Source organism: Aquimarina atlantica, assembly GCF_000626715.1.
Classification (GTDB): Bacteria; Bacteroidota; Bacteroidia; order Flavobacteriales; family Flavobacteriaceae; genus Aquimarina; species Aquimarina atlantica.
In genome coordinates this window covers 200186-218324 of sequence record NZ_AQRA01000005.1, presented here as the reverse complement: position 1 = coordinate 218324, position 18139 = coordinate 200186, and the positions used below count along the sequence as shown (strand labels likewise).

The 18139-nt window shown below is 33.4% G+C and carries 15 protein-coding genes; 2 read left to right on the top strand and 13 right to left on the bottom strand.

Annotation, left to right across the window (positions count from 1 at the left end; genetic code table 11):
• Positions 1-47 precede the first annotated feature (47 nt).
• A complete protein-coding gene (locus ATO12_RS12220; RefSeq protein WP_117590039.1) occupies positions 48-1061 on the top strand; it encodes an AraC family transcriptional regulator in 1014 nt (337 codons plus the stop codon).
• A gap of 47 nt (positions 1062-1108) precedes the next feature.
• On the opposite strand, the gene ATO12_RS12215 is transcribed toward ATO12_RS12220, so the two are convergent.
• Entirely contained in the window at positions 1109-1468 is a 360-nt protein-coding gene (locus ATO12_RS12215) for a hypothetical protein (protein WP_034242298.1), read from the bottom strand.
• A 97-nt stretch (positions 1469-1565) separates the two neighbouring features.
• Between ATO12_RS12215 and ATO12_RS12210 the strand changes: the two genes are divergently transcribed.
• A complete protein-coding gene (locus ATO12_RS12210; RefSeq protein WP_051575799.1) occupies positions 1566-2114 on the top strand; it encodes a flavodoxin in 549 nt (182 codons plus the stop codon).
• A 6-nt stretch (positions 2115-2120) separates the two neighbouring features.
• Here the strand turns inward: ATO12_RS12210 and ATO12_RS12205 are convergent, their stop codons facing one another.
• From ATO12_RS12205 to ATO12_RS12150, 12 genes are all read right to left on the bottom strand, one after another.
• Positions 2121-2948 (bottom strand): crotonase/enoyl-CoA hydratase family protein, encoded by an 828-nt coding sequence (locus ATO12_RS12205; RefSeq protein WP_034242296.1) that lies wholly within the window; start codon positions 2946-2948, stop codon positions 2121-2123.
• A gap of 4 nt (positions 2949-2952) precedes the next feature.
• Positions 2953-4065 carry a heparan-alpha-glucosaminide N-acetyltransferase domain-containing protein gene (locus ATO12_RS12200; RefSeq protein WP_034242294.1) on the bottom strand — a complete coding sequence of 371 codons (1113 nt, stop codon included), beginning with the start codon at positions 4063-4065 and terminating at the stop codon, positions 2953-2955.
• A 6-nt stretch (positions 4066-4071) separates the two neighbouring features.
• Positions 4072-5010: a sterol desaturase family protein gene (locus ATO12_RS12195; protein ID WP_051575798.1), complete on the bottom strand. Its 939-nt coding sequence runs from the start codon at positions 5008-5010 to the stop codon at positions 4072-4074.
• A 36-nt stretch (positions 5011-5046) separates the two neighbouring features.
• The gene (locus ATO12_RS12190) at positions 5047-6888 is read right to left on the bottom strand and encodes an IucA/IucC family protein (RefSeq protein WP_051575797.1); all 1842 of its coding nucleotides are present in this window, start codon (positions 6886-6888) and stop codon (positions 5047-5049) included.
• Positions 6881-7504 (bottom strand): GNAT family N-acetyltransferase, encoded by a 624-nt coding sequence (locus tag ATO12_RS12185; protein WP_034242292.1) that lies wholly within the window; start codon positions 7502-7504, stop codon positions 6881-6883. The genes ATO12_RS12190 and ATO12_RS12185 overlap by 8 nt, the downstream gene beginning before the upstream one ends.
• 12 nt (positions 7505-7516) lie before the next feature.
• Positions 7517-9976 carry a GNAT family N-acetyltransferase gene (locus ATO12_RS12180; protein WP_051575796.1) on the bottom strand — a complete coding sequence of 820 codons (2460 nt, stop codon included), beginning with the start codon at positions 9974-9976 and terminating at the stop codon, positions 7517-7519.
• A gap of 9 nt (positions 9977-9985) precedes the next feature.
• The gene (locus ATO12_RS12175) at positions 9986-11173 is read right to left on the bottom strand and encodes an MFS transporter (RefSeq protein WP_240486128.1); all 1188 of its coding nucleotides are present in this window, start codon (positions 11171-11173) and stop codon (positions 9986-9988) included.
• Between the two features lie 60 nt (positions 11174-11233).
• Positions 11234-12565 carry a lysine N(6)-hydroxylase/L-ornithine N(5)-oxygenase family protein gene (locus ATO12_RS12170; protein ID WP_081802052.1) on the bottom strand — a complete coding sequence of 444 codons (1332 nt, stop codon included), beginning with the start codon at positions 12563-12565 and terminating at the stop codon, positions 11234-11236.
• A 12-nt stretch (positions 12566-12577) separates the two neighbouring features.
• Positions 12578-14080 (bottom strand): pyridoxal phosphate-dependent decarboxylase family protein, encoded by a 1503-nt coding sequence (locus ATO12_RS12165; RefSeq protein WP_034242288.1) that lies wholly within the window; start codon positions 14078-14080, stop codon positions 12578-12580.
• Positions 14081-14461: 381 nt separating this feature from the next.
• The gene (locus ATO12_RS12160; protein ID WP_034242287.1) at positions 14462-15292 is read right to left on the bottom strand and encodes a DUF5694 domain-containing protein; all 831 of its coding nucleotides are present in this window, start codon (positions 15290-15292) and stop codon (positions 14462-14464) included.
• Between the two features lie 243 nt (positions 15293-15535).
• Positions 15536-16639, bottom strand: coding sequence for an alkaline phosphatase family protein (locus tag ATO12_RS12155; protein WP_034242285.1), 1104 nt, complete (start codon positions 16637-16639; stop codon positions 15536-15538).
• Between the two features lie 61 nt (positions 16640-16700).
• Complete coding sequence (locus tag ATO12_RS12150; protein ID WP_034242283.1) at positions 16701-18137, bottom strand: SusD/RagB family nutrient-binding outer membrane lipoprotein; 1437 nt, start codon at positions 18135-18137, stop codon at positions 16701-16703.
• Positions 18138-18139: the final 2 nt, after the last annotated feature.

Here is an 18139-nt window from a genome sequence, read left to right as displayed (position 1 = left end):
ATTTAATTGCAAAATTAGTATCTAGGGAAAGAGAAAAATGACGCATTATGGATAAAAAAAGACGCAATACAGAGTCGTCAAAAACAGCAAACTCAAACAATCAAAACAAATGCACATTACATACTGTTACAGAGCTAATTAACACCCAGGAACATTGCGGCATACTTACAAAAAAATTTCAATTCCTACCCGAATATGGAGATGGTTATATCGAGTACAATCATTTTGATGGTTTACATATAGCAATTTTTGATGTATCCTTAAACAAGGATTTCGATATTCATGGGACATATGCGATAAATGCCCTAGAGCTTTCTTACCTAATTGATGGTGAGCAAATCATTAAAATTAATGGAAAAGATTACGACCTGATTTATGAAAGCCAGGAAAGTTATCTTGTGTATGTATCTCAAACTTCTGGATCCATCAAATATCATAAAAACAAATATTTTAAAGAGATTAAGATCAGAATGAGCCTGGATTTTATCAAAAAGCATAAACTCGACTCAGAATATGGAATCCGTGAAAAATATGAATTAGAAAAACAAGACAAAGAGTTTACAAAACCTCTAGGTACCAAAACTCAGGAAATACTTGCAGAACTATTAACCGATACTCGACAAGGTCTTTTAAAACGTTTATTTCTAGAATCAAAAGTACTAGAGTTACTTTCTATACAATTAGACATACAAAAGAATTCTAAAACCGAAATCTCAAACACTGATAACCTAATTAAAAAGCTATATGAAGTTCAGTTTATTATAAGTTCTGATTTAACCAATCAATACTCTGTTCATGAATTAACTCGTATGGTCGGACTCAACGACTTTATACTTAAAAAAGAATTTAAACGTGTTTTTGGTACAACAATCTTTGAGTATGCTTTGAATTTGAGAATGAGTAAAGCAAAAAAACTATTACAACATGGAAAAAAACCAATATATGAGATTTCGGAATTAGTAGGGTATAAAAATTCTACTCATTTTACTGCAGCTTTTAAAAAACTCGAAGGCATTACTCCTAAAAAATATAGACAAAAAGGATTAGAGACCATACGGTAATACAACCTGGTTATTTATGATTGATGCTTCGTAACAAATTTGATCGATTAACTTATCTCATTATTTTCTAGGATATCTTTATATTCTTTATGAAACAAAACCCCCAAGACCAATTCTTCTAATCCATCCAAAATTTCTGGAGTTAACTTAAAATTAATTTCTACTTTAGGCGTATTACATTTAATCGTTTTATAAAAGTTTTTATTATCGCATTTTTTGCACTGACATCCTTTTCGAGCAGAGCGAATAACGGTAAGAAAAGTTTTTATTTCTTTATTATTCATCAAAACAGCAATATCACCTATTTGTAATTGTATTTTTTGTTGTGCCTCGTCTTCATCATTATTATTTTTTACCGTATAAGCGGTACCAGTACTATTACAATATAGCGGATCTAAAATATACATATCTATTAAATTTCGATATTCAAATTTATTGTATTATTTTTATTTAGAATAATTAAAAATAATATATTTTTGTAGAAATATTTAATGATAAACCATTATGAAAAAAATAGGCTTGTTCTATGGATCAGACACCGGATGTACTGATGATATTACCAAAGATTTTGTTTCTCTTTGGGATAGTGAAGCGTTAGATGTGCGAGAAATTGATGACGTTTCTAAAGAAGATTTTGATCAATTTGAAATCCTAATTCTAGGATTATCAACATGGTATGACGGTGATCTGCAAAGTGATTGGGAAGCTTTTTTTGATGATTTTAAGGAAATTGATTTTACAGATAAAGTAGTCGCTATTTATGGTTTGGGAGATCAAATTGGATATGGAGAATACTTTGTAGACGGTATTGGGATACTTGCCAAAGTCATTTTAGAAAATGGAGGAGAAATCATCGGGCATTGGCCTATAGAAGGATACCGATTTACAGATTCTGTTGCAGTCATAGAAGGAAAAGAAGATTATTTTTACGGTCTTGCATTAGATCATGATAACGAATCTCAATTAAGTGATGAACGCTTAGAAAAATGGATTCATCAGTTAAAATTAGAATTAAAGCCTTATTTGGTGGTAGAAGAAGTTGTTTTAAGTTGATCTATTTTAGACTTCTACTTTAGCTTTTCTAGATTGTGCATTTATGAGGATTTCCATTCTACGAAGGTCAAATGTGTTGATCTTCATACATGCCTCTACCCATAAATCTGTAACTTTTAAAAGTTCTTCTTTTTCTAATGGAAAAACACTTTTCTTACATTGTATGTGATGGTATTCAAAATTGAAGTTCTCGGTTATTCTTTTAATAAAGAGGTTTAAAGATACTGGTGCTGCTCCTTTTTCGGCTAGCTCTTCAATTAACCCTAAAGACTGTAAATATCTTGCTTTATAGATTCTTCCGCTTTTTATTATGGCATTGACATCTATTGCGTTTAATTTCCTATACAGTAAACTATAAGCTCCCATTCCCGGAAATAAGTTAAATTTATTTTCGGGTAAGCAAAACTGTACTTTTTCTTCTGCAATTATAAAATCATGTGCTAATGCACATTCAAACCCGCCTCCATACGCATTTCCTTCTACCAAAGCCACACTTATTACAGGTAGGCCAAAAGAAGTGTAAATATTATAAATCGCATCTATACATAAATGCGCATAAGTCGTTAGATTCTCTACATTTTTTGTTTTAATGTTCTTTAAGAAAAAAGAAAGATCTCCTCCCATATTATAGATTCCGTCATGTTCTGAAGCCGAAACAATAAATTTAAGAGGACGGTCTGGGTGCGAAAAGTATTCTTTTACCCAAATTGCGAACTCCTGAAATTCCCTAAGACCATCCAGACAAAAATTTGGCATTCCCTTATCTTTGATTTTCCAAAATAAAAGCTCTTGTTTTTTGAAATATTCTATAGTAATACAATTAAATTGTCGCATGATATTAAGGCTTTTGTAGAGATATTGATTTTTTTGTGATATTACTTTGCTTTTTTGTGTTCTTCGACCAAAACGGTTCATCAAACAGTAATTTTTGGATTCCTAGGGTTAGCATTATATAAAAAGGGATCAAAATCAGAACTCCTGTAATTTCAAATTGCTGGTATCCTAGAGCTCCCATTCCCCAACAAATAATTACCCATTGAATGATGTATATCGTAGTTACTCGTTTACTACAGTAATATAGAAACTCAAAAACTCTATTTGTTTTTATATAGGTAACTAATATATGCGCGAACCACATTAGAACTAAATTAAATCCTGCCAGATAAATAGTTCCTCCAGGCCCTAAATGAAAATAATCTCCGAAGTGATACTTAAAATTATAAAAACACAATCCGCCACCAATTAACATCAAAAGAACACCTGCTATAAACATTCTTTTAAATATATGAGCATTACTTTTATTTTTTTCTTTATACCACATTCCGAAGAACATCCCGATAAGTATAAAAGAAAACCAAGGAAATACAGCAAAATATACATTCCACTTTGCTCCCCACATTAGGTCCAGGATATAATCCACACTTCCTATTCCTAATTGGAAACCGTGTACCTCCTTGGTTACTACAGCTATTATAAATGCAATAATTAATGGTACATATTTGTTTTTTGAAAATTTGTTTATAATTCCCATAAATAATAGAGAAACTCCGGCAAGTTGTAGTATATCACCAGTAAGCAACATATAGATCATGTTATCTACAGTAACAGGAACTGTCCAGCCATAGGCTTCTATAAAAGCATCTGGCATTATCCCAATTAGAACTGGTAAAACAAATTTTAGAAAATTCATAATATACCCTGCAGCGAGAATATATAGTGCCCGTTTTATAGATAATACTATACTTTGATTTCTGGATAAAGTAAATGATACTCCCATTGCAATTAAAAACATCGGAGTTCCTTTTCCTATAAAATGAACTACTTCTCCTAGCCATGTATTTGATTGAGTAGGTATATCGCCATATATCCATAAGGTATGTACTATAATTACCATTAATACACTTACCCCTCTTGCCAAATCAATTGCTAAAATCCTATTATTATTTCTCATTTGTGTTTACGTTTGTGCTTCTTTTTGTGTTCGTTTTATTAATTCGTCTCGAATCCAGGCTTCAGATCTATAATCACTCGCTTTTTTACCTCCATCAATATGATTCCAACCGGGATACATAATCAAGTATTTTAATTTGTCTGATAATTTTTTTGCAGTCTTCATATCAGCCCAAAGCTCTTTCCATAATAGTATTTGAATTTGCCATAAACTCTCACTATTTATACTGTCTCCCATTAATCCATAAACAGGTTTTTCATCCTCTAGTTCTACTTGTAGGGTTCCAAAAATTTTATCCCAAATAGAAAAAGTCTCTCCGTAGTTTGTATCTAAGTATTTATGATTTTTGGCATGATGTACTCTATGCAAAGAAGGGGTTATAAGAATCCACTCTAACCAAGGCTGTCTACCGATTAATTTCTCGCTTACATGTTCATAAAGTCCATACAAATTAGCTATTAACTCAATGATAAAAATCATAAACGGGTCAAATCCTAATAGAGGAAGCCATAATATGGTATGCGGCATGTGCAGGAAAATAAGAAATGATCCTCGTACTGCTACGGTTAGCTTCATTTCTTCTGCAGTATGATGTACCCCATGGATACACCAAAAGAATCTAACTTTATGTCCTATAAAATGTAATACATAAAACATAAAATCATATACAAGATAAGCCAACACCCATATATACCATTCATATCCTAAGGTAAATAAACGATATTCATACCCCCACATCATTATTCCTAAAATCACAATCTTACCCAAAAAAATGTATGGAATCGATTCTAATATATAAGACACTATATTAACTACACCTTCTTTATGGCTTTCTATTTTTCTGGTTATAAATAAAATAACCCATTCTATAACAACAAGAGTTATAATAACAATTCCAGAAATACTCTGAAATTTATCTAACCATATTTGAATTGTTTCGTTCATGATTTGTTAGAATAAACAGGTTAAACTGATTTTCTTTTATGAATTACTCATAGCCAGAATCCTTACTCTATTATTACGATACTCTGCAATAGGGTTTTTAAGGGTTCCTACTAATTGTAAACTCTCTATAGGATCTGCCAGATTCAGCATTTGTTTTGTGTTGTTCAATTGTAATCTATTGAGGCAACATCTATCAAATTCTGGTGTGAAAAGGTCATATTTCTTGAATTGTCCTTCTAATTCAGGGTGTTTTCGTTGATATGTGTTTATACAATCGGCAACCAACTCCCAGAATAGTTCTTCAGGATACTCACAATATTCTTCAATGATATCTCCCATAAACCTAAAAAAGCAATCAAACACATCTGTAAAAATTGAAAGTATTTTCATTTTATCAGAAGTCTCGGTATACAGGCGTTTTACTTCTTTTGGTAGGTTTAATTCAGCATTAAAAACGATTACTTCTTCAGTAATATCTTTCATCAATACTTTTACAGGAGTATGATTTTCCATTACCATAATCAGGTTTTCGCCGTGCGGCATAAAAACCAACTCATACGCAAAGAAACAGTGCAATAAGGGGCTTAAATAACTTTGTAGATATTTCTTTAACCAGGTTGCAGTATCAAATGGAGAAGCTTGTATCAATTCTGCCAATAACGAAGTATTATCATTATCTACATGCAAAAAAGCAGCCATGGTCATTACCTGCTGACCTTCTTTAACCTTAGACCCGGGAGCTTCTCTCCATAAAGCAGAAAGCATCTTATTATGAGCATTTGTTTTACCTAAAGCTTCATAATTAAGGTTTTTAAATCCAACGGTAGCAACTTCACCCAACATAGTAAACCCAGTTTTTTTAAGGTATTTGTCATCTTTAAGCAGCTCGGTTATCCAGGTAGTAATATGAGGTGTGCTTTGCATATAATATGGAGAAAGACCACGCATAAATCCCATATTTAGAATAGATAATGCTGTTTTGGTATATAATTTATCGGGATTAGTTTTATTATATAACGTTCTTATGGATTGTTGCGCAGAATACTGATCTTCTCCTTTCCCCAGAAACACGAGATCCATATTTGCGATATCAGCAGCAAAAATGTGAATGATCTTATTATGCCATTGCCAGGGGTGAACAGGTATAAAAACATAAGATTCCATATCCAACCCTAAATCTTCTAATACATTATTAAATTTGGCGATAGTAGAAACTCCTATTTCTCGCCTCATTAGTGATTTATATTCAAAACCTTTTACCGCAGTAAATGTAGCTTTATCCCGATGGCCTGCCAACCATATAATTTGAAACGAATTATCGGTTTCGGGAGCATATTTAATATAATCTTCGGCGTCAAAACCTATTCGCCCATTATTAGCTACAAAACAAGGGTGCCCTTCGGTCATTGCGTGTTCTATTACCTGAAAACTACATTGTGCCAATTCTTTCGAGGAGCATTTTTTATTATAATATTTATATGCTGCTCCAGACAAAGTACTGGTAATTTCTTCGAGATAGGTAGGTAACATATCATCAGAAATTCCTAAAGTATATCTAAATTCTAAAATGAAATGTATGGCATCTACAGTAACCGGGTTTCCATTTCGTCTTTTTATAAGGCTGTTCTCATCAATATGCCAATGGTCAAGACTTCGCTTTTTGGCTTTAAACTCATAGGTAATTCCCGGTATATCTGAAACCAAAACAAAATGCCCCCAATATTTTTCCTGATACTGTGGTTTTGGTTGTAAAAGTAATTCGTGTGTAAATTCACTAATTGCTTTTTTAATAAGGGCTCGATTTACTTTTTTCCAAATATCGAGTCTTAGATGATCAAGATTAACTTCTGGTTGGGTTACCATATCTAACTTAGTCATTGATTTTATTTTTATGTACTATATTTTTATTGTCTTCTCGCATGAGCGCTTTCTCGTAATCTTTTTTATCACAAAAAGCCAATGCTGCTGTTTTATGAGGTAATTCAATTTCTTTATGATATTGAAATCCTGCTCGTTTATTGAGTACATGAATTTTTTCATTTCTCACATCTGGTTCTACAACAATGCGATGGGTTTGAGGATCACTAAACAGATATTCGAGAATTGTAGAAAATATATGCCAGGTAAAATTTGGAATCTTTTTTTTGATGGGGCTAACCAAAATATGCATCCCGCAATCTCCTTCCTGTACTTCATAATATGCCGAAATAGGATCTTTTACAGCAAGGTAACGTTCCATTAAAAAGATAGGTCGATTATTTAGTATACCTATGAAAGCATTATGATGACCTGATTCGACTATTTCCTGATACGCAAGTCGTACTTCTTCTAAAGTATACTCTTGCATACCCCAGTAAGTAGCATAAGGCCTGGTAACCCAATCGTGAATAATTTCAATATCTTTTTCTATATCCAAAAGACGTAGATGTATATCTCCGAGCCCTGTAATAGTTCTAGAAAAAACTGTGGTTGTTATGGTTGCTGCGTTATTCATAAAAAAGGGATCTTATACTAAAGAGCTGGGTTTTTCTTTCTTAAAAGCGGTAATAGGGTTTTGTAATCGCCCTGCAAACTGAAGTAATGCAACAGGATCATCCAGGTCAATCATCTGTTTATTATTGTTTAATTGTAGTCTGTTAAGACACGACAAATGAAATTCTGGTGCAAAAAGATCGTATTGTTTAAATTTGGCTGCTTTTTCTGGGTAACGTTCTTGATATTGCTGTATATTTTCTGCAACTAATTCCCAGAAACTCTCTTCAGAATACCCAGCATGTTCAACCAGAATATGAGACATAAATCTAAAAAAACCATCAAAAATATCTGTAAAGATTGATAGTAATTTCACATCCTCGGGAACAGGAGCATACATACGTTTCAAGTGCTCGGGCAATTTAACCTCTGGACTAAGAATACAGGCTTCTTCGGTAATATCTTTCATTAATATTTTTACCGGTATATTATTTTCTAATACCATGATGATATTTTCGCCGTGAGGCATAAACACCAAATCAAAATGATAAAAACAGTGTATTAGCGGACTTAGATATGCCTTAAAATAATTTTGTAACCATTCTGATATAGATAATTCTGAAGCAGCAATAATTTTGGGTAGTAATGCTTCTCCGGTTTGATCAATATGTAGAAAAGCAGCCATGGTCATTGGTTTTTGCCCATCATCGATCATACCCATAGGGCTTTCTCGCCATAATGAGGCCAACATTTTATTATAGTCATTATGTGGTCCAAACTCCTTGAAATATGGATTTACATAACTAACAGAACCTATCTCTCCCAGCATTTTAAACCCCGTTTCTTTAATGTAAGCATCATTATATAGTAATTCTTCTAACCAAACTGCCATTTTTGGAGCTGTCCCCAAATAATATAAAGGTAATCCTCTCATAAATCCCATATTTAAGATAGACAGGGCCGTTTTGGTATACATTTTATGGGGATTCGAAACATTAAATAATGTACGTATCGATTGTTGTGCCAGGTATTGATCTGGGCCATAACCCAAACATATTAGGTTTCCTTTGGCAATCTCTGGAGAGAATATATTGGCCAATTTATTAAACCATTGCCAGGGATGCATAGGAATAAAGTAATACTCATCCGGATCAAAACCTTTATTCTTTATTATGGTATTAAATGATAAAATAGTATCTGTATCTAATTCTTGTTGAATTAAGGTTTCGTATGGTAAATCCTCTATTGCAGCATATACGGCACTACTCTTATGACCTGCTAACCATATGAGACAAAAAGAATTTCCTGCTTCGGGAGCATATGATCTATAGTCGCTACTATCAAACCCTATTCGGCCATTATTAGCTACAAAACCAGGATGTCCCTCCATCATTGACTGTTCAATAGTTTGAAAATCTGCAGAGACCAAATCTATAGCCAAAGGATTTTTTTTCACATGTTTAAAAGCGCTTCCGTACAGAGTGCTGGTAATTTCTTCGAGATATACAGGCATTGCAGTAGTATCAATTCCTAATTTTTCTCTAAATTCTTTGATAAATAAAATAGCATCTAACCTTACCGATTTTTCGGATTCATATTTCTGAATAGAAACTTCGCTAATCCATAAATGATGTAAAGCCAACTGTTTTCCTCTAAATTCATATCGAATCTCGGGGTTATCGGCTTCCAAAGTATACATACTCCAACCATCTCCCAATTTCTCTACTACTTTGGGTTGAATAAGTAACTCATGGCTAAATTCGCATATTGCTTTTTTGATTAGTAAAGTATTTACTTTAACCCATAATTCTGGTTGTATATGGGATATAGATTGTTGGGGCGAAACGGCGTTGTCTAACGTATTCATTGCACTTCTTTTATGAATTTGTGGAAATAATTTAAGTTGGTTATGTTTTTGTCTTGTTAAGAAAGCGAGTTGTGCGGTTTTATGCGGAAGCTCAACAATAGTATCTAGTTGAAATCCTACACGTTGGCAAATCGAAAACATCTTTTTATTTCGTATATCGGGTTCTACTATAATTCGATCTACTTTTTTATTCTGAAAAACAAAATTCATGATTGTATCAAACATATACCATGTAAAGTTTTCAATTTTACCCTCGGATGGTGGTGCTACTATAATATGAATCCCACAGTCATTGCTCTGGGCTGGGTAATGCTTCCCGATAAGATCTTGTTGTGGATGGTACCGTTCTAGTACAAAAACAGGTTGATCTCTATATACACCAACAAAAATATCGTAATGATCTGGTCGTATTAATTTGGCATATTCTGCTTTTACCTTCTCAACCGAACTTTGTTGCATCCCCCAGAATAACGCATAATCCCGATTTACCCAATCGTGTAATACAATACTGTCTGTTTCAACATCAAAATGCCGTATATGAATATCACCAAAGTTCTTATATGATGACGAGAACTCATATCCTTCTTTTGCAGATGTTACTAATCCTGTATGTTCTTGTATTGACATATAAAATCTTTATGTTTTTGCTAGATTCTTTGTTCGTGCTCTAAATGTTGTTCTGATAAACATGAAATAGTACATTACCAGTGCAACAGAAAAACCTGCTAATGCTACTGTAAATGGAATTTGTAACCCGTGTTGATCTACCACAATCCCTATCGAAAAAGAAGCTAGTAATACTCCCAGATTTTGAAAAAAATGGACCTTACTGTAATCGATAGCATAAGAGTTTGGTGAACTAAACTCAAACAGTAATACATCAAAACGTACCACTCCCTGAAAAATCGCCCAACCATAAATGATCCTTCCCACGATCACAATGGTCTCAACAGGAAGTCCTTGAAGTATGAGTCCAATCATTCCCAGAAATAATGCCGATATGATACCTTTATTTTTATTTTTCGGACTATACTTTGTATTGATCCACAGCGCAATTAATGCCACAAAACCAGGTATCGCATATATGCTTCCAGAAATTAATTTACCATCATAGTCAGAAAGGCTTTCCCAGTATAACGAGAAAAAAGGGCGGATTAGAAAATCACTAAAATATAAGATCATTGTTACTAACCCAATCTTAAGGATAAAACCTTGGGGAATAATTTTATCCTTAGCATCAAGAGTCGATTGAGTTTCAATAATTTTATTTGTATCATATTTTTTGCTACGCAGTACATACATGCTTATTCCCATTTGTATAAAATCTCCAGCGGCCATCGCCAGAAAAATATAACTGGCATCAACAAGATCTACCGTTAACCCACCAATCACTGCTCCTAAAATTCCTCCTAGATGTACAACAACAGAGAGTACACCTATCGTGCTTGTGTGTTCTTTTTTGCTAATGATTTTTAAGATATAGGGGTATACCAAAAGATAACTTCCTTTAAATAATACCATAATCAAGGATATGATCCAAAAATCAATATATGAGGTTGTCCAATAACAGTATAGTGCTAATATTCCTGCTATACATTGCGTATATACCAAAATATTTAACTCAGCTACTTTTTTGGATATATATGCCCAAAAAGGAAATGCAATCATCACCATAAAGCAAATAGCAGCAAAATAATACCCTACATATTTGGGATCTGTAACCCCAAAGCGAGCTTCAAAAAACTGTGGGTAAAAAGGATGTAGCAAATAATCGCTTACCACCGCTACCAGGGTCATAAGAATAAGGATCTTTTTTAGAGTCATTGTAAGATTACAATTTATAGACCTCACAGGTCTTAAAGACTTGTGAGGTCTGATTATGGCTTACCTTAAAACAGGTTCCTCCATACTAATTTCTTCTTCCTGAGTCACTTCAAATTGCTGAAAAGCAATACGTTTTTCTATCGGGTAATACTCTTTCCCAATTAGTTCTTTAATGATGAAAGAATTGCGATAACATGCCATTCCTAAATCTGGAGTTACGAACCCATGAGTATGTAATTCTACATTTTGTACGTAGATATCCTTACCTAGCTTATCGATACTATAATTGCGATGTACATCATATCTGTTTTTATCATCCCACTTAATTCGATCTGCTATCCCTTCTATAAATTCTGGTTTTTGATAGGTATAACCTGTTGCTAATATTAATGCCTCTGTTTGGTGTCGGTATCGTTTATCTTGTTCTATTTGATGTAGTTCAAGATCAAAAGTATCGTGATTTTCATCATACGTTGCAGTAGTCAGTTCAGAATTGGTACGCAATGATATCTTAACATCATTAGTCAACTGCTTGGTATAGATTAGATCATAGATATCTGCAATTAGATCTTGATTAATTCCTTTATAGAGATGTTTTTGATTTTGAATTAAATGATCCTTTTTACGCTGTGGTAGGTTATAGAAATAATCTACATACTCCGGAGAAGTCATCTCTAGAGTTAATTTAGAATACTCTAACGGAAAGAACCTTGGCGACCTGGTAATCCAGTTTAATTGATATTCTTTTGTTTCAATTTCTTGCAATAGGTCATAAAAAATCTCTGCTGCACTTTGCCCGCTACCTAATATGGTAATAGATTTTTTGGATTGTACTACTGCTTTACTCTTTAGATATGATGAAGAGTGAAATGCTTTTCCTTCTAATTGTCTGCAACATCCCGGAACATAAGGTTGGGTTCCTGTACCTAAAACCAGCTTTCTTGCTTTGTATATTTTTAAATCATCGGTCTGTGTACATTTTGAGGTAACGACATAGTACTCTTCTTTTTCATTATATTGTATATGAGTTACTTCGGTATTAAAAAACAAGTTAGGTAGTTTTTCTATTACCCATTGGCAATATTGATTATATTCATTACGAAGTAGTAAGAAATTTTCTTTTATATAGAAAGAATACATGCGCCCTTGTTTTTTGATGTAATTCAAAAAACTAAATGGACTGGTAGGATCTGCCAGAGTTACCAAGTCTGCCATAAACGGAATCTGTAATGTTGTATCCTGAAGTAACATCCCGGGATGCCAGTCAAACTTGGGGCTTTTATCTAAAAAAACTCCTTCTAGCCCATCAATAGGTTCGGTTAAACAAGCTAGCCCCAGATTAAAAGGACCAATACCTACCGCTACAAAATCTATTATTTTAGTATCACTCATCATCGTATTATTTTAATTATTTGTGGCATAGATTAGCCCTTGTTCTTTGATCATTTTAACAACCTCTATCAGATCTTCTTTTGTCGTTCTTGGATTTAATAAGGTAAATTTTAGGTAGGTTTTACCATTTAGCTTGGTACTGGCTACAGAAGCTTTACCTGCATTAAAAAGGGTGTTTTTAATATATAGATTCACAGTATCCAAGATCTTTTCATCAGATACACCAGGAATCTTAAATCGAAATACAAGAGTGCTTAATTCTGGTTTGTGTGCTACTTCAAAATAGATATCATCCTTAATGATGTAATACACTTCGCGGGCTAGATGATGTACTCTCTCCAGAAACCCTCCCAAATTTTTAGCACCGGTTACTTTTAAGGTAAACCATAGTTTTAAAGCATCAAATCGTCGAGTAGTTTGAATGGATTTTTCGATCAAATCCGGATGTTCTTCATCCCTGTTTTCTATAGGATTAAGATAATCTGCGTAGTAAGAAATATATTTAAAATACTTTGTGTCTCTAACCAGGAAAGCACTAGAGCATACTGGTTGAAACAAAGTTTTATGAAAATCAACAGTCATCGAATCGGCATATTCTACGCCATTAAACATATGTTTATGGGTATCGGTTAACACGTAACATCCTCCGTATGCTCCATCTACATGAAACCAGATATTATACTCATTTGCAATTTTAGAGATCGTTTGCAAAGGATCAAAACTTCCAAAATCTGTTGTCCCGGCTGTAGCAACTATAGCAATTGGTATATTGCCTTGTTGTTTTTCTTTTTCTATAGCCTGTACCAGAGCATCCACTTTCATTTTCATCTTATCATCTGTTTCTACTGGTATCACAGCATCATATCCCATACCCAATAAAGCTGCATTTTTTTTGATACTGAAATGTGCTTTATTTGAACAAAAAACACGAAACTTGCTAACCTCATCAGACCACCCATTCTCTTTTAGGTTGATCCCGTAATGGGTAAATGCATAATGATCCCGTGCCATCAAAAGTGCCTTAAAATTAGATTGTGTTCCTCCACTGGTAAAAACACCATCTGATTCTGCCGGAAAATTCATTTCATTACAAATCCAACGAATCATCTCTTTTTCTATTAAGGTAGCAGACGTACTTTGATCCCAGGTTTCGATGGCTGTGTTAACAGAAGAAGCTATTAAATCCCCTACCAATGCCGGCAATAAAACAGGGCAATTAAGATGCGCTACATAATGAGGATGGTGAAAAGAAATCGCATGGTCAAGAAATACATCTTTAATCTCACGTAATGCCTGATCCAAAGATAAATTGGTTTGTGAATTTACTGAAATTCCTTCTTTACGAGACTTAAGCATTTCTGCAGATTCCCCACTATAAAAACAGTCATTATCTAAAAAAGTTTTAATATACTGAACAGCTTTTTGTATATATTCTTCGTATTCATGTTTAGAATGAGCATCAAAAAGATAGTCAACCGCGAGGTCAGGTTTAAGGGTAATTTGGGTATCCAACATTGTTATTTTTATTTAATCTAAATAAATTTTAATACAAAATTAAGTATCAATCGAAATAACTAAATGACGGGAATTGGATAAAAAATGACGTGAATATTTAACTAGGTGTTACTTAACACATATCTTATACTATTTTAAAAAAATTTAAATAAATACCAAGGTGGTTTAAACATCTGCAACTCCTAAATGCTCATGGTTTAAATGCTAAAAAGTTGAAATTTTTATAGTTTATATTCTTACTATTAAAGCATTTAAACAATCTTCAAAATTATCTACATTTACCTACCTTTCTATACCACTGCTTAGCTCGAAGTATTCTAAAAACTGTATTTTGGTATTCAATATGTAATAATAATCCAGAGTCAAAGTATCTAAGTGACTCTAATGTAAATAGTCTGAAATTTCAACATATCTAACATCTTCTCTATCTTCATAAAAATCTTTCAAAACTGCTCTATGGGCTCCTCCTATAATAACTAAAAGTCTATCTTCTTTTTGAGTTTGCATATCAATATTAGCCATAATATGAAAATTGCGTTCCCACCATTTTGAAACAAACTGCACTCCAATATAGGTTGAATCAGAAACAAACTGGGCAGTTCCTTTTAAATATTGATTTTTATTTTTTAAATCTTCTTCATTTGAATTTTTATACGCAAAATACTCTAATAATGTTGACTTTTTTAAACGCTTAGAATCTTCTCGATCATTTTCTTTGATACTTGATAGAAAAGTTTCAAACTTTTGCTTTTCATATTGTTCTGCATACTTAGACAATGGCCCAAAAGGAAGTGACATTTTTTGATCAATACAATACAGTTTTTGGTGCCCTAACTCTTTGGCAAGACGAAAACCTAATTGATCAATTTCATTAATACTTAGAGCGTATGTACCATTAAGATATTCTTTATAATCATCATTAAGTTTATCCTCTTTTCTGTAAGGGTATTCGACCATAATTTTTGTTGGCCTGTATGTTTTAAGTGCTTCTATTAACAAACGAATTTCCTTTTGCCTTTTAGCAGATCTAAAATCATCAAGATCCATCGACGAATAATCTGAAGTAGTGGCAAAATGGAATGTACCAAATAAAGCAATACCAGGTGATTGTATTTTTTCTTTAGATGATTCTAAAGGTTTGGTTTGCTCACATGACAGAAATAACAAAATAGCAGAGAATATTAATACCGGAAACAGATTTTTAGGATTCATTGGTAACACATTTATAGTAAAGATGTTAATTTACTCGAGTTGTTACAAAAAAAGAGAAGAATGATAAATAGCAATCAAAGAATGATAAGTAATGACTGCTTTTTGAAATAAAAATTCTGAATACTCCTTAAAACCAAAAAAACTCTCACAAAATGCATTGATAATTATTCATTCGCTTATATAAAAATAAGTGATGAACATTTTGTGAGAGTTTATCTACTATCTTTTTTGACTAAGAAATAGTTATTTTTTTGATTTTATGATCGTCTTAATTGGTTTACCAGCATTTTCAACAGAGTATTCATTTCCCATAACTGCAGCAACAGTAGCCGCTATTTGGTTACTGTATAGTTGTTCGGTATTTTTTACCTCTCCCAAAGCTGTTATTCCTTTTCCGAAAGCAACAATCCATACCTGTCCTGCGTTTTTTATCTTTGTTCCATGGCTCTTCCAGGTATCTAGAGGATCTGTTCCTCTACCATGATCTGTAGAGATAATAAAGACGGTATTATCTTTATAATATGTATCCTGCTGTGTAAACTCCCATAATTCTTTAATCATATTATCTGTGTTATGAGCAGCTCTTAAATAAGCTTCATAGTCTCCATCATGAGCAAAATCATCTGTTTCACCATATGCAATATACACTAAGTCAGGATGGTTTTTCTTCATGTGCTCTACCGCATAGTGATGTGTAAAAGCATCTAAACGAACTGAACTCCACGGACTAGGAACCTGATCCTGCAACTGGTTTAAAAACATTTCTCTTTGACTAAGATCATTTCCCGTTACAGCTTCAAAACCTGCATTAACAGGAACCCCAGAACGATCTTCATTTATGATATACGGAAACACATCCCAGCTTCCAAAGGCAGCTACTTTTCCTTTATAGCCTGGTAGATTATTAGTGATTTCCAATACCGTTTTATTTGGGTTATTTATCTTTTTATTACTATTGATATTCTTATCATCTGCAACTCCGGTTAAGATCTCATTGTATCCCGGATATGAAAACCACATATTGTTTGTTAAATCAACTTTACTTCCTGCGTTTCTATTTCCGTGTAGTTGCCCCATTGCAGTGATTTTTTTCCAAAAAAATGGCATCAGAACTTCTCTTCGATCTTTTGCTTTTGGCCTCCAAAAATCTGTTTTTAACTTTGTAGTATCATGTACATACGTCTTATTTGCTACCAATAATGAATCGGCACCTGTGTATAGTTCCTGCCAACGTAATCCATCTAAAGTGATCAGGATTACTTTTGGCGAATTTTCTTTTTGCGCATTACCTTTAACTGCAAACAAATGCAAAGCAAGCGTGATTACAAAAATTATATTTTTTTTCATCTGTTATTTTCTTATTTATTATGCTCTAAACATAATTTCATTACCCAAAACCTGGTAGTCATTAGTTTTCCCACCAGCCTTTTATATTAATATCATTACCTCCCATTTGAGAAACTGCCTGCTCATAACTCTCATTATTAAGTGTTTGTTCGCTATCAGGATATAAAAAACGTACAGGTACACGATCACCATTTACATTGTCTGGTCCCGGAACAATTGCTGAAGGTAATCCCGTTCTTCTGAAATCATACCAGGCTTCAAAACCAACCAAAAATGATGCTAACCATTTTTGAGTAATTATGGTTTCTAACTTATCATCATATGCCACACCTGCTTGTGCAAGATAAGTATTGATATCTTGATTAACCTCCCAATATTCAAAAGATAATCTCACTCCATTTTCGTATGATGTTTTAGCATCTGCAGTGATCCAACCACGTTGTGCAGCTTCTGCAATGATGAAATGAACTTCGGCTGCTTGTATGATCGCTGCTTTTACGCTATTTGGAGAATCATAAAAAAAAGATTGATTTATTCTGGATACATTACTGGCTCCCCCATTAAATGTTGATGCATTGTCCTCACTCAATCCATTAGTTAACCCTACAAAAAGATTAGGATCATCATCTGGGTTATCTGTTGGCTGAAACCACTTTGACAGACGCTGGTCATTAAATTGTTTTAAAATGGTCTCGCTGGTTTCACTAAGTCGGTGTTCATCAAATCCCCCGATTCTACCTGTACTTATGGGCCAAGAATCTATTTGTGTTGTTGCCGGATACGATACTGCTGCATTATCTGCATTGGTAGTTATAAAAACACCACTATCTACTATCTCTTTCATTTCTGAAGAAACATCTACTTTGTTCGAAATTCTTAGTAGATAACGTAGTCGTAACGAGTTTGCCAGCTTTCTCCATTTTTCGAGGTCGCCTCCATACAAAACATCACCACCAAGAATAGGCTGTCCTATTGCCAGTTGTTCTTCTGCTTTTTTTAAATCCAGGAGGATTGCTGTATAAATCTCCTGTTGATTATCGTATTTAGGAGTGAAGTTGTTATTTTGACCATCTATCGCTTCTGAAAAAGGAATATTTCCCCAATTATCTGTTAGAATAGAAAAGACATAAGATCTAAGAATTAATGCCATCCCTTCATAACTTGTATTTCTGGTTTCTTTTTGTAGTGAAGCTTTTAAAATAAGGTCAATTTCTGGGAGAATCCCGTAGTATTCATTCCATAATCCAGATTCTGATCCCCACTCATAACGGTCAAAACCTGTAAAATTGATTTTTGCTGTTAACTGTCCTACAATATTACCCCTATCCCATCCAGATTGTGCTGCTCTATTCGCCACAGTAGAGATCACTGTAGATAATAATAAATCTGAACTTACTTCTTCGGGTTGGTTGGGGTTAGCATTCGTTTCTTCAAAATCGTTAGTACAGGATAGTACTGATACTACTATTGTTATTATTACTATTATATACTTTTTCATCT